At 31.7% G+C, this 22709-nt stretch carries 17 protein-coding genes; 4 read left to right on the forward strand and 13 right to left on the reverse strand.

Annotation, left to right across the window (positions count from 1 at the left end; translation table 11 throughout):
* Window positions 1-4: 4 nt before the first annotated feature.
* From pxpA to PQF96_RS01615, 10 genes are all read right to left on the reverse strand, one after another.
* Window positions 5-736 (reverse strand): 5-oxoprolinase subunit PxpA, encoded by a 732-nt coding sequence (gene pxpA, locus PQF96_RS01570; RefSeq protein WP_271764866.1) that lies wholly within the window; start codon window positions 734-736, stop codon window positions 5-7.
* Between the two features lie 26 nt (window positions 737-762).
* Window positions 763-1983 (reverse strand): Nramp family divalent metal transporter, encoded by a 1221-nt coding sequence (locus PQF96_RS01575; RefSeq protein WP_271764867.1) that lies wholly within the window; start codon window positions 1981-1983, stop codon window positions 763-765.
* Window positions 1984-2005: 22 nt separating this feature from the next.
* A complete protein-coding gene (locus PQF96_RS01580) occupies window positions 2006-3136 on the reverse strand; it encodes a DUF2891 domain-containing protein (protein ID WP_271764868.1) in 1131 nt (376 codons plus the stop codon).
* 131 nt (window positions 3137-3267) lie between these two features.
* Entirely contained in the window at window positions 3268-4806 is a 1539-nt protein-coding gene (locus tag PQF96_RS01585; protein ID WP_143916081.1) for a YifB family Mg chelatase-like AAA ATPase, read from the reverse strand.
* A 95-nt stretch (window positions 4807-4901) separates the two neighbouring features.
* Window positions 4902-6650: a hypothetical protein gene (locus PQF96_RS01590; protein ID WP_271764869.1), complete on the reverse strand. Its 1749-nt coding sequence runs from the start codon at window positions 6648-6650 to the stop codon at window positions 4902-4904.
* An 11-nt stretch (window positions 6651-6661) separates the two neighbouring features.
* Window positions 6662-7843, reverse strand: coding sequence for a DUF4249 domain-containing protein (locus PQF96_RS01595; RefSeq protein WP_271764870.1), 1182 nt, complete (start codon window positions 7841-7843; stop codon window positions 6662-6664).
* Window positions 7844-7847: 4 nt separating this feature from the next.
* On the reverse strand, window positions 7848-9086 hold the full coding sequence (locus PQF96_RS01600; RefSeq protein ID WP_271764871.1) for a DUF4249 domain-containing protein: 1239 nt from the start codon (window positions 9084-9086) through the stop codon (window positions 7848-7850).
* 45 nt (window positions 9087-9131) lie between these two features.
* On the reverse strand, window positions 9132-11894 hold the full coding sequence (locus PQF96_RS01605; RefSeq protein WP_271764872.1) for a carboxypeptidase-like regulatory domain-containing protein: 2763 nt from the start codon (window positions 11892-11894) through the stop codon (window positions 9132-9134).
* Window positions 11891-12628 (reverse strand): hypothetical protein, encoded by a 738-nt coding sequence (locus tag PQF96_RS01610; protein ID WP_271764873.1) that lies wholly within the window; start codon window positions 12626-12628, stop codon window positions 11891-11893. Before PQF96_RS01610 ends, PQF96_RS01605 begins: the two co-directional genes overlap by 4 nt.
* A 523-nt stretch (window positions 12629-13151) precedes the next feature.
* Window positions 13152-14486, reverse strand: coding sequence for an aspartate kinase (locus PQF96_RS01615; protein ID WP_271764874.1), 1335 nt, complete (start codon window positions 14484-14486; stop codon window positions 13152-13154).
* 111 nt (window positions 14487-14597) lie between these two features.
* On the opposite strand from PQF96_RS01615, the gene PQF96_RS01620 reads away from it, so the two are divergent.
* Entirely contained in the window at window positions 14598-15242 is a 645-nt protein-coding gene (locus PQF96_RS01620; RefSeq protein WP_109436499.1) for a hypothetical protein, read from the forward strand.
* 58 nt (window positions 15243-15300) lie between these two features.
* On the opposite strand, the gene PQF96_RS01625 is transcribed toward PQF96_RS01620, so the two are convergent.
* The 3 genes from PQF96_RS01625 to parS form a co-directional block, all read right to left on the reverse strand.
* Window positions 15301-17370: a M13 family metallopeptidase gene (locus tag PQF96_RS01625; RefSeq protein ID WP_109436498.1), complete on the reverse strand. Its 2070-nt coding sequence runs from the start codon at window positions 17368-17370 to the stop codon at window positions 15301-15303.
* A 207-nt stretch (window positions 17371-17577) separates the two neighbouring features.
* Complete coding sequence (locus PQF96_RS01630) at window positions 17578-18033, reverse strand: RES family NAD+ phosphorylase (RefSeq protein ID WP_271764875.1); 456 nt, start codon at window positions 18031-18033, stop codon at window positions 17578-17580.
* Window positions 18033-18485: a type II RES/Xre toxin-antitoxin system antitoxin gene (gene parS, locus PQF96_RS01635; protein ID WP_109436496.1), complete on the reverse strand. Its 453-nt coding sequence runs from the start codon at window positions 18483-18485 to the stop codon at window positions 18033-18035. Before parS ends, PQF96_RS01630 begins: the two co-directional genes overlap by 1 nt.
* Window positions 18486-18973: 488 nt before the next feature.
* Here parS and PQF96_RS01640 point away from each other — a divergent pair, with 488 nt between their 5' ends.
* The 3 genes from PQF96_RS01640 to PQF96_RS01650 all read left to right on the forward strand — a co-directional run bounded on the left by PQF96_RS01640 (window position 18974) and on the right by PQF96_RS01650 (window position 22572).
* The gene (locus tag PQF96_RS01640) at window positions 18974-19507 is read left to right on the forward strand and encodes a hypothetical protein (protein WP_143916074.1); all 534 of its coding nucleotides are present in this window, start codon (window positions 18974-18976) and stop codon (window positions 19505-19507) included.
* A 222-nt stretch (window positions 19508-19729) separates the two neighbouring features.
* A complete protein-coding gene (locus PQF96_RS01645; RefSeq protein ID WP_271764876.1) occupies window positions 19730-21133 on the forward strand; it encodes an ATP-binding protein in 1404 nt (467 codons plus the stop codon).
* 137 nt (window positions 21134-21270) lie between these two features.
* Window positions 21271-22572, forward strand: a complete 1302-nt coding sequence (locus PQF96_RS01650; RefSeq protein ID WP_271764877.1) for a carboxypeptidase-like regulatory domain-containing protein — start codon at window positions 21271-21273, stop codon at window positions 22570-22572.
* The last annotated feature ends 137 nt before the right edge of the window (window positions 22573-22709 follow it).

Here is a 22709-nt window from a genome sequence, read left to right on the forward strand (position 1 = left end):
GAATTTATCCTATACTTATGTTCAATTTCAAAAATTCCTGATGTAAATATTTTAAAATATCAACCGATTTTGGATTATCTCCATGTACACAAATCGTATCAAAAAAAATTGGCAACTCCTCTCCTTTTTTCGTTCTCACCTTATCTTCTAAAACCATTCTTTTTAAATGTTCAAAAACTTGTTTTACATCTGTAAGAACAGCTTCATTTTCTGAACGAGAAACCAAAGTCAAATCGTCATTATAATTTCGATCCGCAAAAGCTTCAAATTTTAATCTAAATTTATCTTTCACAAGATACGATAATTTAGATTTTTTTGACGTTATTATCAATAAACTTTTATCGATATTATTTATTGCTTCAAGTACTGCAGAAGCTACCTCTTCATTTTTGACTACTTCATTATAAAGCGCTCCATGTGGCTTTACATGATGCAACTCCTCTCCTTTTTTGTCAACGTAAAATTTAACTTCTTCTATTTGAGCAACAATTGTTTTCACTAAATCATCATATGCCAAGGCCATCTTAACTCTTCCAAAATTTTCTCGATCGGGATATGATGGATGTGCTCCAATCTTTACTTTATGTGTACTTGCTAACCGGATAGTTTTCTGGATCTCTTCTTGATCACCTGCATGACTCCCACATGCAATATTACACCAAGATATAAATGGCATTATCTGAGCATCAAAACCAGCTCCTTCTCCAACATCTGCATTAAAAATTATTTCTTCCATATTCCTACAAAAAACAAAAACAAATCCTACAAATTAATCACTACCTTCCAAATACTTCTACATCCTAAAAAAGCGGCAATCAATACAATCAAAAAACCAATAGCATTTTGCACCTTAGAATTAGTGTATTTTCCTAAAATATTTTTCTTGTTCATAACCCACAAAAGGAAACCTGCAATTACAGGTAAAAGGAGTCCGTTTGCTACTTGTGCAAATTGTATAATCTTAATTGGTTTTATTCCGAGAGATGAAAATACTACACCAAGAAAAAGTATAAACATCCAAACTGATCTAAATTGTTTACTCTTTAATCCTCCTTGCCATCCTAAACATCCTTTTACTACATATGCAGCTGCTAAAGGAGCAGTTATAGCCGAGGTAATTCCTGCTGCAAAAAGCCCTAAAGAAAGTACATATTTTGCTGCAGGTCCAAAAACAGGTTCCAGGCTTTTTGCTAAATCAGCTGCATTATTTACTTCGTTACTAAGTATTGCAGCACCCGCAATAATAATAGCCATAGACACTAACCCACCAGCCGAAATAGCAATAATGGTATCTTTTCTTGCTAATGGTAGTTCTTCTGGAGTATTCCATTTTTCTTTTACCACTGAAGCATGAAGAAACAGATTATAAGGAACGACTGTAGTACCCACTAACCCAATAACTGTAAATAGTTTTTCTGAAGAAAAATTGGGTACAAACCCTTTAACAACTAAAGAAATATCTGGTTTGGTCACAATAGCAGTAATAATAAAAGCCAAACTCATAAAAAGTACTAACACTATCAAACTTCTTTCTAGTATTTTATAATTACCTATGTACAAAACCACAAATGCCAACACTCCAATTATCCAACTCAAATAGTTAAAAGTGAACCCTGCCAAGCTTATATTTGGCGATTCAATGATTGTTGACAACCCTAAGACACCACCACTTATGTTACCTGCTTCATAGGCGGCATTACCAATAAAAATTGCAGAAATAATAATACCCAGAAGTATTGATTTTACAATTTTATTATCAAACTGAGATTTAAGCACTTCACTAAGTCCATTTTGAGTTACCACACCTAGCCTTGCTGCCATTTCTTGCAATACCATACAAGCTATAATAGAAAGTCCCAAAGCCCATAATAATGTATACCCAAACTTCACTCCTGCTATTGTGCATACTGTGACTGTACCCGGACCAATAAATGCTGCTGTAACCAAAGTTCCCGGACCAATATTAGAAAACCACTTTTTCATGCGTTCACCTATTTTTAATCATTTATTTTGTATTTATATCTAAGGTGTATATCGCAAATGACCCTAACCAATGCCCTCCTTCATAACTATCTCCAACCAGATTGGGTAATGAATAGTTGATGTGCGTATTTGCTACCGAAAAAAGATGCGCATAGTCCTCGTATTGTTTTGCTAATCCATATAGCACCCAGGCTCTACTAAAATTTAATCCATCTAAATGTACTAGTTTACCATCAGTACGATCAGATACTTTACCCACTTCTATTGTGTAGTTTTTATTTTTTAGTTGAGGCATGAAAGCAGAAATCCAATGATCAAATTCTTTTTTATTAAGTATTCTTCTCATTAGGTCAATTTCTTCAAAACAAGGAGACAAAAAATCATAGCCACTTGGTTCCCATCCGATAGGGCAGTTCTGATCATTCTGATAGAATTCCTTTGCTTTACCTTCAATACTTTCCTTTAATTTTTGATGATTAACCGTATTCGCATAGTCCCAAGCAAATGATAATCCGAATGCTGTATTGGTATGCTCTCCCACTCTAATAGGATAATTAAGTTTTGGCAAGAAATCAATGTATTTTTGAACAATCATAATTGTTAAAGGTTCTAAATTTTGCTGCAACTCCCTTGCTATTGGATCATCCCAGGTATGCAATTCTTCTGCCAGCTTAAGCAACCAAGCCCAACCATAAGTTCTCTCATAAGATTTATTATGTTTCTCTTCAAAATATTTAACTTCTATTGCTATATTATCTTTTGAAATATTTTGCCGCAATTTGTTTATAGCTTCTTCTCTTTTTTCGAGGTCGGGAAAGGTTTTTAAAAGCTTCACCAATGACCAATGACCATGAACAGAAGAGTGCCAGTCAAAGCAACCATAAAATGTAGGATGCAATTCTTTAGGCTCTCCAATATTTTCTTTTCCTCCCAGTGTTTGATTAAGCTTGTTAGGATATTCAATTTGTAAACACGCTAATGGTAATTCTGCCAACGAATTAGCATTGGCTAATGTAAGTTGCAAAGGTTTTTGAATTGGATGTTCTTGCTGATTTTGAGCTGCTTTATCTTCTGATAATTTCTTCTGATTTTCAGCATCTTTATTACAACTTATGAAAGCTAGTATTAAAATCAAAAAAAGTATTCGATTCATAGTCAATATTTAAAAGTTCAATGTCTGTTTTCCTAAAAATATTGATTTCAGAAGGGATAGTAAATGGATTGTTGATAAGAACCACAAATAGTTTATAAGTTATCGAATACCCCATTATTGGACTTATTAAACTATCCTAACCAACCATCCCGATCCAGGCTTCTGTATTGTATGGCTTCAGAAATATGATTTCCTTTTATATCCTTAGAACCTTCAAGGTCTGCAATAGTTCTTGAAACTTTTAGAATACGATCATAAGCTCTTGCTGATAGATTTAACCTTTCCATTGCTGTTTTCAGTAATTCTTTTGAATTTTTATCAAGTGCACAAAATTCTCGTATTTGTTTTACCCCCATTTGTGCATTGTAATGAATACTCTGTAACTTTTCAAATCGCTTGGTCTGAATATCTCTTGCTACAATCACTCGTTTCCGAATATCAACACTAGGCTCTCCTCTTCTTTCTTCGCTAAGTTTATCAAATGGAACCGGAGTAACTTCAATATGAATATCAATTCTATCTAATAAAGGCCCGGAAATCTTACTTAGATAACGTTGCATTTCTGCAGGAGAAGAGACTACGGGGGCGTCAGGATCATTAAAATAACCTCCCGGACTCGGATTCATGCTCGCCACTAACATAAAACTAGATGGATAAGTGACTGTAAATTTTGCTCTCGAAATTGTTACTTCTCTGTCTTCTAAAGGTTGACGCATTACCTCTAACACTTCTCTTTTAAATTCTGGCAACTCATCCAGAAATAAAACTCCATTATGTGATAGGGATATTTCTCCTGGTTGGGGATAACTTCCTCCTCCAACTAAAGCTACATTTGAGATCGTGTGATGTGGACTTCTAAATGGTCGTTGTGCCATTAATCCAACATTATCTTTAATACGCCCAACGACACTATGAATTTTGGTCGTTTCTAATGCTTCTTGCAAAGACATAGGCGGAAGAATACTTGGTAACCTCTTACTTAACATCGTTTTTCCACTACCCGGAGGACCTACCAATATAATATTATGACCTCCCGCGGCCGCAATTTCCATACAACGTTTTATACTTTCTTGCCCTTTTACATCGGCAAAATCAAATTCGGGATTAGCAAGCGCCGAATAAAATTCTTCCCTAGTGTCAACGATAGTTTGTTCTAATTGTCCTTTATCATCAAAATAATCAATTACCTCTTTAATATTATCAACACCATACACCTCTAGATGATCTACAATTGCAGCCTCTTTAGCATTTTGTTTTGGAAGTATAAAACCTTTAAAACCTTCTTCTCTGGCCTTGATTGCTATTGGAAGAGCTCCTTTTATTGGTTGCAGACTTCCGTCTAGAGAAAGCTCCCCCATAATTAGATAATCAGAAACAGTATCTCCTTTGATTTGTGAGCTTGCAGCAAGGATTCCTAATGCCAAAGTAAGGTCATATGCAGACCCTTCTTTTCTTAAATCTGCAGGCGCCATATTGATAGTAATTTTCTTTCCCGGTAATTTGTAACCGTTATTTTGTAAAGCAGCTGCGATACGATAACTACTTTCCTTTATCGCATTATCAGGCAACCCTACCAAATGATACCCAATTCCTTTATCAATATTTACTTCTACAGTTATTGATGTTGCTTCAACACCAAAAACAGCACTACCAAAGACCTTTGTCAGCATATATTCCTTTTTTCATACATGCAAACATAATCAGAATGAGTTTCAAAAAATGAAACTAGATTTTTGTATTCCGAAATATAGAATGGTAAAATAAATTATTCGACTATCAATATTTCTCGAATAGAGACTGGTTTTCCTTTATCAGTAAATCCTTCTAGTGAGATTTCATATTGCCCAACATTGTCTGATGTAAAAAAGTCAATTACCATCTCTTTAGCATCAAATTTAAGGTTGGGTATCCACAGTAATTGATGTCTATAATCCGGAATATGATCTGTTGTGGACTTTGTAGTTTCATCATATTGTTCGTGATAATATTTTTTTATAGGTAATGGTTTTGATAAAGCCAAGCTATACACCCCTTCACTTCTAAATGATTTATAATAATCCCCATCTATTGTTTCTATATCTATCACTCCTTGAAACATTTGTGAATTTAGAAAATACAAATCTCTTATGAGTTTAATACTTTTAATTTTGTTTGCATTATAATCTACTATAGTACTATGATCCTGAATTATGACACCATCAATAATAACTAGTGGCAGAAATGCATAATTTGAAGAAGATTCATAGCCACGAACCTGAAAAACATATTGCTCTTCATCAATCTTTTTAATCCATGCATTATTTACAATCTCTACCAAAGTTTCTCTTATTGTAGGGAATCTTGTGTAATCATCTAAATTAAAAACCTGTGCAATATCTCCATAAAAACGAGACTTGTCATCATTTAAAGCCAGTGTATCAGGTTTAACAGAGAAGTATCCATTGCGTATTTGATTATACACACTTCGTTCCAAAACGGATGATTTAGATTCTGAAGACAATGAAAATTTATTAAATACAAGATCAGAATAATCAGGGGATTTAGGATCATCCAAGGTTATTCTGAATTTCTCTTTATCGCCTAATACCTGAACTAAGGCATCCTGCTCAATGTGGGCCTTGTCTACATTAAAATAAAACACTCCGTCCCCATCTGCTTCTGCTATTTTTAATTCATAATTCTCACCAGGTATTGATATAGCTACTTTCTTATTAGACACTAAAGTTCCCGAATCCACAGGAGTAATCTTACCCGATATAAGCTCTCCTCTAAGTTCTGGTGGAACAATTTTTTTAGGACTACCACTTTGTTGTGACTCATACAGAGAAAAAAATGTTTTGGCGCTATATCTTGATGCTTCTTGAAATGATGTATCCTTCTTTTTAACTGATATTGAATAATTTCCATACCCAAGATTGCTTCTTATATCTTTTATGGTTAATTGAACCTTACTCCTTTTAGTAAATTTTTTCTTATCCAGAATCAGTTCTACATTAGTATTATCATTTTGAATTAGATCCGAATCACTATTTATCTCTTTCTTATCTGAAGTCTCTAAAATGTTTTTTTGATTACCTTGATAAGGATTTATGACACTAATATCTCCTTGAAAAAAATTATTCTTAGCCCCGTTATTCATCCATTGCGTGTATCCTACAAGTTTATAATTCCCAGAAGGAATAGTAACTGGAAGGAAAAAATCTCCTTGCCCTACTCCTTTATTCAAATTTATTTTATGTTGGAAAATACTTTTTTTATCCTCTCCTACTAACTCCACATATGCAATTTTACTCAAATCACTCAAGAGGTTAAGCCTAGCATTAATACAGTATAAACTATAGTATAAATATTCTCCTGTGAATAATAATGATGAATTGTAATGTATATAAACTTTTTCTTGAGGTATATCCTTATAGTCTATAGATTGTAATTTATTTTCAGTATTTGATTGAGAATTAACCAATGAATAAAATAAAAGAAAGATCACCACTAATTTCATACTATGTCTATTCATAATTTTCATAATTAATTTTCCCAAAATTCTGGGATTTCACTATTACCTATCTCTGTACAATCACCACACTCCTTTTCTACCAACTTATATGGACCTCCTTGTTCTGGGTCATCATTAAGACCAGCAAACAAAAACAATCCCGACCTTATTATACTAGAAAATCCATTTATACGTGGCGCACCAACATTACAATCTTCAAAATAAGGAGGTAAGTCTTCTTTTGGAAAAAAGTCTCTATAATTAAAAAAAATGCGTTTTGATGATATTGAAGAAACCTGAAAAAGCCCTAAAACATTTTCTTTTTCATTAGAAAGCGATTTGATATTACCTACAATAAATCCAGGTTGTGTTTGAGAAAACAAGGTTATAGAATTAGAAAATTCTTTTAACGTTTGATAAAACTCATATGTTTCTCTCGACTGCACAAACTGATGTACTAGAATTGAATAGCGATCACTTATTGTATAATCATCGATACCAATAAAACGAACCAAAAATTTTGACACTCTATTTTCATCAAAATCTTCAGTTTTTGTAATTAAAATATCTAAGGCGGGGTTTGTTTTATAGCATACTCTTTTTTCTAAAGGTCGTCTAACGAAATCCACCGTTAATGGGTTATCAGAAAGTAAAATTAAATCAAAATCATTAAATTCTGGAGCTACAAATCTAAATGTTTCTTCGAATTCATATCTGTAAAAAGACGCATTACCTGTTGCATCAAAACTATCTACAAAAATCCCTATTCCTTCCTTACCTTTTTCATTGATAATTCGCTCAGCATATAGTTTGTCTATACTTGTTTTTGGTGTTAATTCTACCGAATCAGATATATATGATTTACCGTCATTGGTTTGAATTGATAAAGTATACTCTCTATCAGATAATGCCTGAAAAGGCAATACTGATGTATACACCCCTAAATCTGTTTCCTGAAAGAGATACTCACTCCCTTCACTATCACTAATCTTCACTTCGGCATCCTTTTCTCCCGATAAATTATCATCTTCAAACCGAAAGGTTTTTGACAACTTAACCACTTGGTGTTTTAACTCATCTGTAATATTAGCTTCGATAACAATAATATCTTCAAAAGTCTCTGTTTGTAGTTTAAACTCTTCTGTACAATTTGTTATACAAAACAAAATGAGCACTCCTAAAAGTATATGATATGTCTTATTATTCGTTTTCATTATATTAGTTCTCCCAAAACTCTGGTACTTCACTACTTCCTACCTCTGTGCAATCACCACATTCTTTGGGAACAATAAGATATGGTCCAGTTTCTGTATCATTTGCTCCAGTTTCTTCTAAAAATAAAAAAAGTCCTGTATTAAATGTGTTCGTAAAAATGCCTGGAGAAGGCATAATTGGCGGAGCAATACCTTCACAACTAAAAAAATATGGTGGTAGATCCTCTACTACAAAAAAATCTCTATAATTAAAAAATATACGTTTTGATGATACTGATGATACTTGAAAAAACCCAAGTACATTTTCATCAGGATTTTCAATAGCTTCAATATTACCTGCTATAAACCCTGGTTGTATTTGCGAAAACAAGGTTTCTGAACCAGAAAAGTCTTCTATCGTTTCATAAAACACCTGAGCTTCTCTGGACTGCACAAATTGATTCACCTGTATAGAATAACGATCACTAATACTATAATCATCTGTTCCTACAAAATGAACCAAAAAACGAGAAATTCGATTTTCATTAAGTCCTTCAGTCTTTGCCAGAATTATATCTGTTGAAAGATCAGTTTTATAACATGTTCTTTTTTCGATTGGTCTTGGTGTAAAATCAACCACAAAAGGATCTTCTGAAATCACTTCGAGATCAAAAAAAGAAAACGACGGCGCAACAAATCTATATGTCTCGGCATACTCATACCGATAAAACGAGGCGTTCCCTGTAGCGTCAAAGCTATCTACAAAAATACCTACTCCTTCTAACCCATCATCATTAGTCATACGTTCTGCATAGAGGTTATCTATTTCTGTTTCTGCCGGTAAAACAACAGGATCAGAAACATATGATTTCCCATCGCTTGTACGTATCGACAATGTATATTCTAGTCCAGAAATTGCTTGAAAAGATGTCGTAGATATATATACCCCTGAGTCAGTTTCTTCAAAAACATATTCATTTTGATCACTATCAACAACTATTACCTCTGCATTACTTTCTCCAAATGTTCCACTTTCATCCTCAAAACGAAATGTTTTTGATAATTGAATTTTATGCTGTTTTAATTCATTCGTAATGTTGCCTTCTATTACCAAAAGGCTTTCAAAAGTTTCGGTTTTAGGTACAAATTCTTCTGTACAATTTGTTAAACAAATGACTACTAATCCTAGAAAAAAATGAAATAATATCTTATTTGCTTTCATATGATTAATTTTCCCAGAATCCTGAGAGGTTTGTATGATCATAATTAATAATAATATTTTTTATAGCTAAAATATTGGGTTACCTCATCAAAATTTAAAACTATAAGTAATCGACGGCACGGGTACCGAAAAAATTGAACTTTGTAATCCTTTAATCTCACCCTCATCCGTAACAAAAAAGACAGAGAAAGGATTATTTCTTCCCAATACATTATATATAGAAATTGTCCAAAAACTATGGGCCACTTTTCCCTTTTTGTGATTGCCTTCAACATTAAAACCAATATCTAATCGATAAAAATCTGGTATTCTAAATTTATTACGATCACTGTACACTACAAATTCAGAATTATTAAAATTAAAATTCCCTATAGGAAAAGTTACGGGTCTCCCTGTCTGGTATACAAAGTTTGCAGATAGACTAAATCTTCTTGTAAATTTATAATTAGTGACCATACTAATATCATGAGGCCTATCAAAATTTGAAGGAAAAAAATCTCCATCATTTACTTGTTCTTCTCTAAATGGACTATCCAACTTAATAAAAGAACGTGAATAAGTATATGCTAACCATCCATTAAACTTTCCTTTGTTTTTTCTTATTAAAAATTCTGCACCATATGATTTTCCATCCCCTTGTAAAACTTCGGTTTCTATATTTTGATTTAGTAATGTTTGTGCACCTGTTTTAAAATCTAAAATCTTATCTAATCTTTTATAAAAACCTTCTAGACTTAGCTCATAAGCATTCTGATTAAAGTTTTTATATAACCCTATAGAATATTGATTTGCCCTTTGTGGTTCTATATTTAAATCTGAAAGTTTCCATGTATCTATTGGAGAGGCTGTGGTATTATTAGATAATCTATGTATATATTGTATTGTGTTATTGTAGCTTGCTTTGACCGAAAAATCTGGTAATATCAAATATCTCGCAGACAATCTAAGTTCTGGTCCTCCATATGTTTCAACCACTTCATTTTTGTCAAATTCTCTTGTTTCAATTAGAGTTCCATCATTTTTAGGTAATCCTTCTTGATATATTCGCTGTGATGATTCTCCCAATGTATTAAACACAGAAAATCTAATCCCTGCATCCAATAATAATTTTTTAGTTACATCAAACTTTCCAGAAAGAAAAGCAGCTGATTCTAAACCTCTTTCTTTTGGAACGTTTACAGGTGTTACAATAGATTCTGCACCATCCGGTTTTTTATTTCCTGGTCGCAATGCGTATAACTTACTTGAAATACCATAATCAAACTTTAATCGATCACTATACAAGTATTTCATTTTTAATTTTAATTCGGTTTCTTCAATACTATTTCCTAGTTTAAAATCACCATTTGTATCTCCATCAAACTCTATATCAAATTCATAAGCACTATTTACTACTATTAAATTACCTCTATTCTTCTCATTAAACTTATGCTCCCAGTTAAGAGATAATGCTCTGTTTTTATAGATATACAATGAATCAGAAGTAATACTAAAGTCATCTCTACTAAAATAGCCTGTTGCACTAATTTTATTATTCTCATTGAATTTATGATTATATTTTGCCACAACATCATAAAATGATGCCTCACTATTTTGTAGGTTTTCTTCATCCAGAGATCTTAAAATCCAATTCGCATAAGCTACTCTTCCTCCAACCATAAGTGCAGACTTATCTTTAAACACTGGTGTTTCTAATACTACATTACCGGTAACAGGACCAATAGAGGCCTCTCCTTTAAACTCCTTAGCATCACTATCTCTTGTTTTGATATCAAATACAGAAGATAATCGACCTCCGTATTCTGCTGGTATACTCCCTTTATAAATATTAACTTCACCAAGAGTAAATGGGTTTAATGCAGAAAATACTCCGAAAAAATGTTGAGGATTATAAACCACTGCGTCATCTAGTAAGATTAGATTCTGATCTGATTTACCCCCTCTAACATTAAATCCAACGGCTCCTTCGCCAGCAGTAGTAACTCCTGGTAATGTAGTAGCTACTTTTAAAACATCACGTTCTCCAAGTACCAATGGTATATTCTTTGATTCTTCTACATCAACTTTCTCTGCTCCTGTTATTGCACTTTTAACATTTTCATTGACATTTGATTCTATAATTACTTCATCAAGAACTTCTAAACTTTCTTCGAGATTAAAATCCAACTCACCGTCATTATAAATAATAATCCTTTTAGTTTGATTTGCAACTCCCATAGCACTTGTTTCTAAAATATTGAGACCTGGAGAGAGTTCTATCTCATAGTATCCATTTTTATCTGTATCGGTTCCTGTATTTTTATTTTTTACAATAATCGAGAGGTTAGACACTGGAGCACCTGTTCTACTATTTATAGCATATCCTTCTAGAGTAAAACTAGATCGATCACTATTTTTATTTTCTCTTCCTATTCGAATAGTTTGTGCTCTTCTCTTTTTTGAAATACCATCTTTTATCTGAAAAACCGGATTCACCTTTATTTCTTCTCCACTATCAACAGTTTCTTTTTTTTCATTTCCAAAAAACCCCTTCGGTAATTCATCATAAATAACACTATTACGAGTTATTATAATCCCTTTTTTATTAGAAATAAAAAAGTTCAAAATGGTGTCTTTAAAGATATCTTCTAAAACTTCATTAAGCGGAGTATTTTCATACTTACCAGAAACAATTTTATCTCCTAACCAAGCATCGACATAATAAAAACGATAATTTGTTACTTCTTCTATTTGACTAAATGCATTTTTGAGATTAACGTTATCGAATGACAATGACACCTTAGGTTGATTATCTTGTGCGTATATAACGGTAAGCCCGAAAAAGAATATAATTCGTATTAAAAACCTCATTCTTTTATACTATTATTATTGTTAGAAATCAGTGAATGGATTTTTTTCATTAGAAGTATCCAAAACATATCTGAATTTGATTTACGTACTGTCTTATTAGCATTATAAAAAGTAGTGATATCTTTCTTGAGTTCTGGAAAAACTCTATTTAATTCGCTTTTTGTACGTATTGAATAGTAACTATCGTTATAAAAAAGAAAATATGATTCTCTATCTAAAAAATCATATAACAACCGGTCTTCTTTAAAGAGCTCTTTCTTAATTTTCTGATGTTTCTTATAAAAAACAAAACGATCATTACTTGTTAGAACTTCATAGAATCCAGATTCTTTTGTAGTACTTATTTCAGAACGAATATTAACAAATTTATGATCACTAATACTAAAATTATCCACATTACTGGAAATAAGCTGTAAAGTTCTTACTCCAAATTTATTTGACAATTTAATAAGTACCTTATCTTCATAAATATTATATTTTATCATCAATCCATAGTATTCCTTACCTTCATACGAAACTGATCCGGGAATAAAATCGGATGAATTAAAAAATTGATGCTTTTTATGTATAAGATTATATTTTTCTGTGTATAATACACCATTATATAGTCCTGTATTCTCTATACCTATAAATGTATCAAACCAATTATAGTAGTCTGGATTATTTTTATTGAGTAACTGACCATAGGATATGAAACAAAAAAGTGAGGAAAAAAATAGTAGCCGTATTTTCATGCAGTTTTGATTAGTTAGACTCTTTTAAAACCACAATAACTTTTAGCCCAATAACTATAAAAGTAATATCTATAGTTTAGATAGTTAAATTAAACCCAGGATTTAGATAATTGTAATGAATTAACAGAGATTTCTTACTTTTTTCTAAAAATACATATTTTGAAAAGCTAAAAAACACCCTTAACTGTTAAATAATGTTAATAATATAAAAAAGAAGAAAATAATTGACTTATAAAAAATTCATAATCTCCTCTTTCTTCTTTTCGAGTATCTTCAATAGTTTCTGGAATATGATTTTAAATGAACAAGTATAATTTAAAAGCACTATCTAGCAGTCCTGTATATATAGAAAGTTGAAGATCTAGGACTTTTTTCTTGTTGATAACCTATATCTTTTTTTTATAATGATTAGCAATCTATTATAAACTAATAAAGTAGGGCTTACACTTTGTTAAGATATATATTACGTATGATACCAAAGCTCATGCCCTACTTATTTATGTACAAATTACATAACAAACAATTATACTACTGCCTCTTCTTTAACCTGAAACAGTTTTTCATTTAAAAATCTTAATGTTGGAATTTTATCTTTTGTATCTACCAGAATAGATATATTATTATTACTTCCTCCATAAGAAACCATACGAACCGGAATAAAATTTAATATTTCAAAAAGTTTATATGAATTCTTATCATTAATAACAGATTCTCCAACAATACATATAATACTATGATCCTGTTCTACTGTTATTTCTGCATAGCTTTCTATTTCTTTTACAATCTTATCTAAATTGGTAGTGTCATCGATAGTTAATGATATGGCGATTTCTGAAGTTGTAATCATATCAATAGATGTATGATAATTATCAAATACTTCGAAAATCCTTCTAAGGTAACCATGCGCCATCAGCATTCGATTAGACTTTATTTTAATCGCGGTAATTCCATCCTTTGCAGAAATTGCTTTCAATCCTTTTCTGTATGTCTTATTAGAAATTACTGTTCCTGAGGCTTCTGGATCAAAAGTATTTTTTAATAATACAGGGATATCTTTATCTACTACAGGAGAAACAGTTTGTGGGTGAAGAATTTTTGCTCCAAAATATGCTAACTCTGCAGCTTCGTTATATGTAAGGTGAGATATTGGATGCGTTTCATCCACATATCTTGGATCATTATTATGCAGGCCATCTATATCTGTCCAAATTTGTATCTCGGAAGCGTTTATAGCTCCTCCAATAATTGTAGCAGTATAATCACTACCTCCTCTTTTTAAATGACTAATCTCTTCTTTAGTATTTCTACAAACAAATCCCTGAGTAATATATATTGAAGATTGAATATTATTTTCTAATATCCTGTTCAATTTTTTTGAAACCTTCTCAAGATTGGGGTTATCTACAGAATCAACATACATAAATTCTTTGGCATCTAAAAGTACATTGGGCACATCAACAGTATTTAAAAATCCAGAAAATATATACGTTAATAATGTCTCTCCATATGTAATAATCCTAGAATTAATAATTTCAGAATAATCTTGACTAGATATCTCAAACATTTCTGTTATCATAGATGATAAACCATCTTTAAGTGTATTTTTTACTTCCTGGTTTTCAATTAACTCATCAATAACATCACTATGTTTACTCTCAAGTCGATGTAAATTTCTTGTTATAGCATCTGTATCTTTAAATTTTATACTTTCTACCAATCTAATCAATTGATCAGTCACTCCAGACATTGCAGAACAAACTACAATTTTATCTTCTTGATCAGAAGTCAGAATTTCTTTAACTCTATTTAGATTTTCAACAGATCCTACAGAAGTTCCTCCAAACTTTAAAATTTTCATCAATCTTACTTTTACTGTTTTTTAACGTTGCATAATTAGTTAATAACGAACAGATAATAAATATTTTAAAAGAAAAAACATAAATTTGCACAGAATGTTAAATATATAACAATGAAAACAATTACTGATTGCGTACACAATATACTTAGACATCAACCCTTTCTTGAGGACGCTCTATCAAGAGATATCATAAACTTTAGTTCTTTGGCCATTGATTTATTGCCAAGAGTAGAAAAAGTTATGAAAAAACCTGTTAAACCAGGATCTATTGTAATGGCATTAAGGCGCTATCATCCCAGACGTATTAAGCATATTGACAATTTGAGGAACCTTGGAGATATTGTAGTAAGGTCTGGAATAACAGAATATACCTTTTTAAATTCTAACACTATATTATCAAGTCAGAGTAATCTCTTAGAAAGTGTAAAAAACGAAGCTAAAGCATATTTCACTTATTCCAGCAACTTCCAGGAGAGTAATATTTTAGTGACATCTTCACTTAAAAGTATCGTAGAAAAGCATTTTAAAGCTGAAACCTGTATCTCTGTTGCAGATAATTTATCTTCTATTTCTATTGCCTTACCCGAAGATAATTCTAAATCCATTGGACTATACTTTTACATTTTTAAACTCTTAGCATATGAAGGCATTCCTGTTTTTGAGGTTATTTCTACTTCAAATTATTTTACTTTGTTTCTAGAAAAAGAATATGTAAACAAGGCTTTTCTTTTAATGAATGAAATTAAAGAAGATTAAATAAAAAAACCCTGCCATATAGCAGGGTCTTATTATATAACTATTATAAATAAACGTATTACCAGATTTGAACTCTTTTCTCTGGCGCTAAATACATTTTATCACCTTCTTTTATCTCAAATGCATCGTAGAATGCCTGAACATTTAACAAGGGTTGAATTGCTCTTGTAAAGCCTGGAGAATGTGGATCAGTTTTGATTCTTGTTCTTAATGCATCTTCACGCATTTTTGTTCTCCATACTGTAGCCCAAGACATAAAGAAACGCTGTTCTGCCGTAAACCCATCAATATCTTCTGGTCTTCCGTTTTCAGCAAGATGCATTTGTAATCCATCATAAGCTCCTAATACACCTCCTAAATCACCTATATTTTCACCAAGGGTAAATTTTCCATTGATAAATACACTATCCAATACTTCTATAGCGCTATATTGCTCTGCTAATGCATCTCCTCTTTTTGTAAATGCCTTAAGATCTTCTTCTGTCCACCAATTTTTAAGGTTTCCATCTGCATCAAAACGAGCTCCAGAATCATCAAAAGCGTGTGAAATCTCATGACCAATTACCGCACCGATACCTCCATAATTGACAGCTTCATCAGCAGTGTAGTTATAAAAAGGTGGTTGTAAAATCGCTGCAGGGAATACAATCTCGTTATTAAGTGGATTAAAATATGCGTTCACCGTTTGTGGTGACATTCCCCATTTTGTTTTATCAACAGGTTCTCCTATATCCTCAAAATTCTTATCCCTTGCCCACTTATCTACGGCGGCCATATTCTCAAAATAGGTTTTATCTGAAGACACTTCCATTTTAGAATAATCTTCCCATTTATCCGGATATCCAATTTTAACAGTAAACTTATTCAGTTTTTCAATCCCTTTTGCCTTGGTTTCATCACTCATCCAATCCAATTTCTGGATACGAGCTTTATATGCTTCAATTACATTAGCAATCATTTTTTCGGCTTTGGCCTTAGCTTCTGGTGGGAATTTTTCATCCACATATAGTTGTCCTAAAGCTTCTCCAACTGTTCTATTTACAGTAGCAAGCGCACGCTCATCTGCTGGACGTTGTTCTTTTTGACCACTTAAATATTTACTATAAAACTCCCAATTAGCAGTTTCAACATCTGTTGTCAAGCGACCAGCTGCATTATTAAACGTATCCCATCTGATCAAAGTCTTTAAATCTTCGATAGACGTATCCTTTAAGAAACCATCTAAAGCTTTAGTGTATCGTAATTGAGCAACTATTATGGTATCAAATTTCTTAGTTACACCAAGATCACTAAGCATTTTATTAACATCTATTGAAGTTAACATTTTATCAGCTTCTGCTATTGTTCTTGGATTATTATAGTTACGAGCATCTCTACTTTCAACTTTATTTAGTCTAGGTTCTGCAAGTTTAGTTTCTAAATCAAGTATCTTGTCTGCTGCTGCAGTAGCGTCGGACTCTGAATCTCCCAACATTTGCAACATTCTAACAATATGCTTTTTATATTCTACACGAATTTCTTTTGATTTACCATCTTGATCTAAGTAGTAATCTCGATCTGGTAATCCCAATCCATTTGCTCCAAGATAAACCGCATTCATAGCACTGTTATTTAAATCTGCTTGTACACCTAATCCTATGAATGGTGACGAAACTGATGGGTTTTTGGCCAGTACAGTTTGTAAGTCATTAAGGTTCTTAATCGATGCAATATCATCAAGTGCTGACTGTAATGGTGTAAGACCTGCTTTATTCCTTGTTACCGTGTCTAATTTGGTATCAAAAATGGCTAATGCTTTTGCTTGATCGGTATCTCCACCGTATTTCCCGCTTTTCTTAGCTTTATCCAAAATTTCCAGTACATCTTTATCTGTTGACTTACGAAGCACTCCAAATCCTCCCCAAGTTGTTCTGTCCGCCGGAATTTCGGTGGTTTTCATCCAACTTCCATTAACATAGTTATAGAAATCTTCTTTAGGGCTCACGGTCGTATCCATATTTTCCAGGACTATCCCGGGGATTTTTTCTACCTCTGCTACCACTTCACTCTCGCTGTCATCTTTTTTTGTTTCGTTTTTACAACTCACAAAAGCGAAAATAAATGCAGCTAAAAAATAAACATTTTTCATTTTTATACTCATTCTATTAGTAAATTAAGATTAGTTATCTGCAATATGACGTATAAATTGAGAATTTGTTACGCATATTAAGCGCGTAATTTATGGAAAATGATAGATGTTAATACTCTTTATGTAGAGTTTTAACTAAAAAATAAGATTTATAAAAAGTAATAAATTCAAAATAAAACAGTTAGCTTCTCAAAAAAAAAACAATTCTTATTTCAACAATCTGGTATCGAAAGAGAATGGTTCTATGTCAACAAGTTTTATTTCCCCAAATTTAGGATGCAAAGGATTGATGAGAAGGTTTTCTTCTTTTGGTATGATTATACTAGGGACCTTAAGTCCTAAGTATTTCTCCTCTGTTATCCATGGAACTGCAAAATTTTGAATTTCTATCGGTACAGGAATTTTATTCCAATTATCAGGTAATGTTTCTATACGCATAGTAGTTACCATCTCATCAGGAATGGTTATAGTAGCAATTGCCATATCATCCGGGAAATAAGCAGCTGGTAAATGTGCTAATACTTCTAAGGCCGAAAGAGCTACAGACGCACTTGTATAAAGTACCGCAATACCTTTGGGATTCCACCTTCCACCTACAGTTTTTGCACCAATTCCAGAAAGGTCTTTAATGTATTTTTGCTTTGCTATTCTATATACTTGCATTATGCAAAGATTCCATGCTCGATTCTAACTAATTCTTCATTAAGCAGTTGAAAGCCAAAAGTTGTATCCAGAAGTTCTTTTGGTTTTTTCATAGCTAATGCAACACTTGGGTGATCCATCCAATTCTTAAAACGAATAAGGTCTCCAAAAATATTTTCCCCTTTTGCATAAAGTTTTGCTAATTGTAACGCCTTTGCACTTGCTTCAGTACTTAATTTTTTATTCAAATCATAACGTTGGATAGTACGTTCTGACATATGTAGTACATGTGCTAATTCTTTGAGATCAAAACCAATAGTTTTGGCTAAATGTAACAATGCTTTTTTATCTATTCCATTTCTTGATAATTCAATAAAATCATACATATTTCGTAATGGAATATCTATATTTAGATATCGTAATAAACCTTTATTCTCAAAACTATCAAAATCCAAAGGAGATACTGCACTCATGGCTATTTATTTTACGACAAAAGTACGAAAAAAAATGACAACTGTCAAATATTACTGATAAAATTGAGTTAAATTAATGGTTTTACCGTATTTCATAACATACTTGATGATTACATTATATCCTCTGACCTAATAAAGTACCTAATTACTAATCATTACTATAATGAACGTATAACTTTAATACTTAGTTCATACAAACTTTACTTTTATACTGTAAAAATCAATAGAATTATAAAACTCAAGTTAGATTTGTTAAAAAAAACAAAATATCTCTATTTCTAAAACTTCCAGTGATTACGGGGGTATTCAAGATTTACACTGCTAAAACAAAAATAATTTTCAATCTTCCGCGCAAAAAAGTTACGTTTTTAACATAATTTATTGTATATTGTCGTTGATTTTATGTTTTACAACGATAAAAAACCAAAACAAGAAAGAAATTTCTTACAAATTTAAAATTAAGGTTTAACCCTAAAACCCCAAGCTATATGAAAACACTTTTACCCTTATTAGTCTTGTTTATAACAAGCGTTACATTGGCAAATACTAAAATCGATATTTCATATAAATTAATGTCGGTCACAGAAAACACTATTGTGAATGGTTTGGATGAAAATACAGAAGAAGGTGTTATTTTTATTACAGAAAGTTTACATCTAGAAGATGGTGTTCGTATTAAAGTTAGAAATGCATGTCTTATCATCCTTGGTGATTTAACTGGTAATGGTATAATCGACATTGATGATACTGCAACCGTTACTCTTGAAGGACAAGAACAAGGAAGAATTACCTTTATAGACAGGTTTTTGGCAGATGACACTTGCCAACAAAGTACTGATTTAAAAACTTTTAAAGATATAAAAGAAGTTCCCCAAGGTCTTAACTACAGTCTTTATAATATGTCTGGAAGATTATTAGACAAAGGAGAAGTTGACGACTATATTCAGAATTATTTAGATCCAAAAACTTATCTAATTAAGATAGAAGGATATAAATTAAAGCAAATAGTTTTCAAAGGATAATTTTAACACTAAAGTAAGGTTTAAAATCCGCAGCAGATCTTCTGTTTCGGATTTTTTTATGGCATCTATTTACACCAAAAATTCTTAATTTTAGAGAAACATTAAGTTTTGTATTTTAAAAAAGACTTATATTTAACAAGAAATCCCCTATAAAAATTTACTTCCTTACCTCCAGGTTGTTAAACACTAAACTAACGTAAGAACTCAACCAAATCAATTCATATGGTTCATATATCATGGTTCAAATCTGAGGTAGCAAAATATACTTTTTACGGAGTACTATTTGGACTTATGTTTCCTATTCTAGCCACGTGTATTGATATAATGAGACTGGATATGGAACTTTCCTGGAAATCTGCAATCTTTGTTCAAAAGAACTATCCAATTCATTATATTATAGATACAGCTCCTCTATTTCTTGGACTATTTGCCATGTTTGGTGGAAGAAACCTAGATCGTTTAAAAGAAAAAAACCATCAAATATTAAAGGCTTCAAAATTCAAACAAGATTTTCTTGCAAATATGAGTCATGAAATAAGAACACCTATGGTAGGCGTAATAGGTATGATAGATTTGCTTCTTAAAAACACACCCCTAAATAGTTTACAAAAAGAATATGTAAATATCATTCATCAATCTTCTCTAAACTTATTAGATATTTTAAATCAAATTTTGGATCTATCAAAAATAGAAGCAGGAAAATTTGATTTAACTCCGACACATATTGATTTTAAAAAAACAATACATCAAAACATGAATCTTTTTCTAGCAACAGCTAAGGCAAAAGAAATTGATATGTTTCTCGATTATTCAGAAGAATTACCAACTACTATTCTTGCAGATGGTAATCGTTTAACTCAAATTATTTCTAATCTTATAGGCAATGCTATTAAATTTACCGAAGGAGGTGACATACACATAAAAGCCTCTTTATCATCAAAAAAGAACGATGATTTAGTGATAAAATTAGAGGTTATAGATTCTGGGGTTGGTATTAATAAAAAAGACCAGGAGACTCTTTTTACTCGTTTTAGTCAATTTCATGAAGCTTCTATCATAGCCGGAGAAGGAAGTGGTCTTGGGCTCACTATTTGTAAAAAATTAGTAGGTCTTATGCAAGGAAAATTAGGAGTCAAAAGTGAATTAGGCAAAGGAAGTAATTTTTGGTTTACCTTTAAAACGACTCGATCTAATTTAACAATAACCAAAGAGAATACTCCTTCTCTAAAAAAACAAAATCAAAAATACAACCTACATGTTTTATTAGTTGAAGACTCAGATACTAACATACTTGTCTCTGAACAAATATTAAAATACTTAGGATGTACTTCTGATATTGCGAAAGATGGAAAACAAGCATTAAAAATATTCAAAGAAGATACGTATGATCTTATTTTAATGGATATAAACCTACCAGAATTAGACGGAGTACAAACCTGCAATCTAATTCGTGAAAAATACACCAAAATCCCACCTATAATTGCACTTACGTCAAATGCACTTCCAGGTGACGCAGAACGTTACATTGCCAAAGGTCTAGATGATTATATCACAAAACCTTTTACAACAGAAATTCTAAACATTAAACTTAAGAACTGGTTTGGAGATCACCATGAATATCATTAAAAGTCATAAATTCTAAATCAATTGACTTCTCACCTCTGTTTTTAACGTATCTACAGCAAATTACATCAAGAAAATTTCTTACCTTGTAAGTTAGGATTAAACTCAATACATAGAATTTACAACCAAAAAAAATAGCTATGAAAAATATTTTATTTTACAAAAAGCATCAGGCTCTTATACTGTTTGTTTTATTGATTATCGGATATTCAACACATATGCACTCATTTACATATTATCAAGATATCGATTCTCAAAATTCAGTAAATTATAATGAATACAAAGGAGTAGCTGTAGATAAAGAAAATAATACACCTCTTATATCTGCTTCTATAACTGTAAATGAAACTAATATTTCTACCGTTACAAATGATGAAGGAGAGTTTTTATTAAAAGTTCCTAAGAATATGGCTGATGGTAAAATTACTATTTCACATCTTGGTTACGTAGACAAAATAGTTTCACTATCAGAATTTAAAGGTCAGGAATTAAAAATAAAACTGAGCTTATCAGTAACAGAGCTATCAGAAGTTACCATTGATCCAAGAGATCCTAAAGCCCTTATACGTGAAGTTATAAAACGAAAAGGAGTCAACTATATTAATGATAATACAATAATGACCGCTTTTTATCGAGAAACAATTAAGAAAAGAAGAACTTATGTTTCTCTTTCTGAAGCTGTAGTTGATATCTATAAAAACCCGTACGAATCAAAAAAAACGGACATTATTAAGCTGTTTAAGGCTAGAAAAAGTGCTGACTACAAAAAACTAGACACACTAACGTTAAAACTACAAGGAGGACCGACTAGTACACTGTACATAGACGTAATGAAAAATCCTGAAAACATATTTACCGAAGAGATGCTAAAATTCTATGATTTTAGTTTTGATAAATCGACCAAAATTAATGATCGATACATTTACGTACTAAAATTCAAACAGCTTCCTTCAATCGAAGAACCTTTATACTTTGGCAAACTATATATAGATGCAGAAACCTTGGCTATGACAAAGGCTATTTTTAGCCTGAATACAGAAAACAAAGAAGAAGTTAGTAAAATGTTTGTTCGTAAAAAACCTAATAGAGCCAAAGTATATTTTACAGAAGCCACTTATAACATTGATTATCGACAAAAGAATGGTAAATGGTATTATGGATACGGCAGAATTGATCTTGCGGTAAAAATAAATTGGAAAAAGAAATTATTTAATTCAAATTATAGGTTAAATGTTGAAATGGCGATTACCGATTGGAAAAAGAATATTGACAACGAAACACTTAAACCAAAAGATAGGTTAAAATCATCTGTGGTGATTAGTGATGAAGCTTCTGGGTTTTCTGATCCGCAATTCTGGGGAGAGTATAACGTGATAGAACCCGAAAAGTCAATAGAATCGGCAATTAAAAAAATTAAAAAACAATTGCGAAAATTGAACTAGCAAAATAAGTCTAAATAAACTTCTTTAAAAGAGCACGCTATAGCGTGCTCTTTTTTTTAACAACATCTATCAATCAATTCAACATACAATTTTATTACTTTTACATCTGGGAAAACAAAAAGATTGCAACAATTACC

The organism is Aquimarina algiphila, assembly GCF_947494415.1.
Lineage (GTDB): Bacteria > Bacteroidota > Bacteroidia > Flavobacteriales > Flavobacteriaceae > Aquimarina > Aquimarina algiphila.

Coding starts and splice junctions, on each gene's coding strand:
- pxpA (WP_271764866.1), bottom strand. CDS start 736: ATGGAAGAAATAATTTTTAATGCAGATGTTGGAGAAGGAGCTGGTTTT.
- PQF96_RS01575 (WP_271764867.1), bottom strand. CDS start 1,983: ATGAAAAAGTGGTTTTCTAATATTGGTCCGGGAACTTTGGTTACAGCA.
- PQF96_RS01580 (WP_271764868.1), bottom strand. CDS start 3,136: ATGAATCGAATACTTTTTTTGATTTTAATACTAGCTTTCATAAGTTGT.
- PQF96_RS01585 (WP_143916081.1), bottom strand. CDS start 4,806: ATGCTGACAAAGGTCTTTGGTAGTGCTGTTTTTGGTGTTGAAGCAACA.
- PQF96_RS01590 (WP_271764869.1), bottom strand. CDS start 6,650: ATGAATAGACATAGTATGAAATTAGTGGTGATCTTTCTTTTATTTTAT.
- PQF96_RS01595 (WP_271764870.1), bottom strand. CDS start 7,843: ATGAAAACGAATAATAAGACATATCATATACTTTTAGGAGTGCTCATT.
- PQF96_RS01600 (WP_271764871.1), bottom strand. CDS start 9,086: ATGATCATACAAACCTCTCAGGATTCTGGGAAAATTAATCATATGAAA.
- PQF96_RS01605 (WP_271764872.1), bottom strand. CDS start 11,894: ATGAGGTTTTTAATACGAATTATATTCTTTTTCGGGCTTACCGTTATA.
- PQF96_RS01610 (WP_271764873.1), bottom strand. CDS start 12,628: ATGAAAATACGGCTACTATTTTTTTCCTCACTTTTTTGTTTCATATCC.
- PQF96_RS01615 (WP_271764874.1), bottom strand. CDS start 14,486: ATGAAAATTTTAAAGTTTGGAGGAACTTCTGTAGGATCTGTTGAAAAT.
- PQF96_RS01620 (WP_109436499.1), top strand. CDS start 14,598: ATGAAAACAATTACTGATTGCGTACACAATATACTTAGACATCAACCC.
- PQF96_RS01625 (WP_109436498.1), bottom strand. CDS start 17,370: ATGAAAAATGTTTATTTTTTAGCTGCATTTATTTTCGCTTTTGTGAGT.
- PQF96_RS01630 (WP_271764875.1), bottom strand. CDS start 18,033: ATGCAAGTATATAGAATAGCAAAGCAAAAATACATTAAAGACCTTTCT.
- parS (WP_109436496.1), bottom strand. CDS start 18,485: ATGAGTGCAGTATCTCCTTTGGATTTTGATAGTTTTGAGAATAAAGGT.
- PQF96_RS01640 (WP_143916074.1), top strand. CDS start 18,974: ATGAAAACACTTTTACCCTTATTAGTCTTGTTTATAACAAGCGTTACA.
- PQF96_RS01645 (WP_271764876.1), top strand. CDS start 19,730: ATGGTTCATATATCATGGTTCAAATCTGAGGTAGCAAAATATACTTTT.
- PQF96_RS01650 (WP_271764877.1), top strand. CDS start 21,271: ATGAAAAATATTTTATTTTACAAAAAGCATCAGGCTCTTATACTGTTT.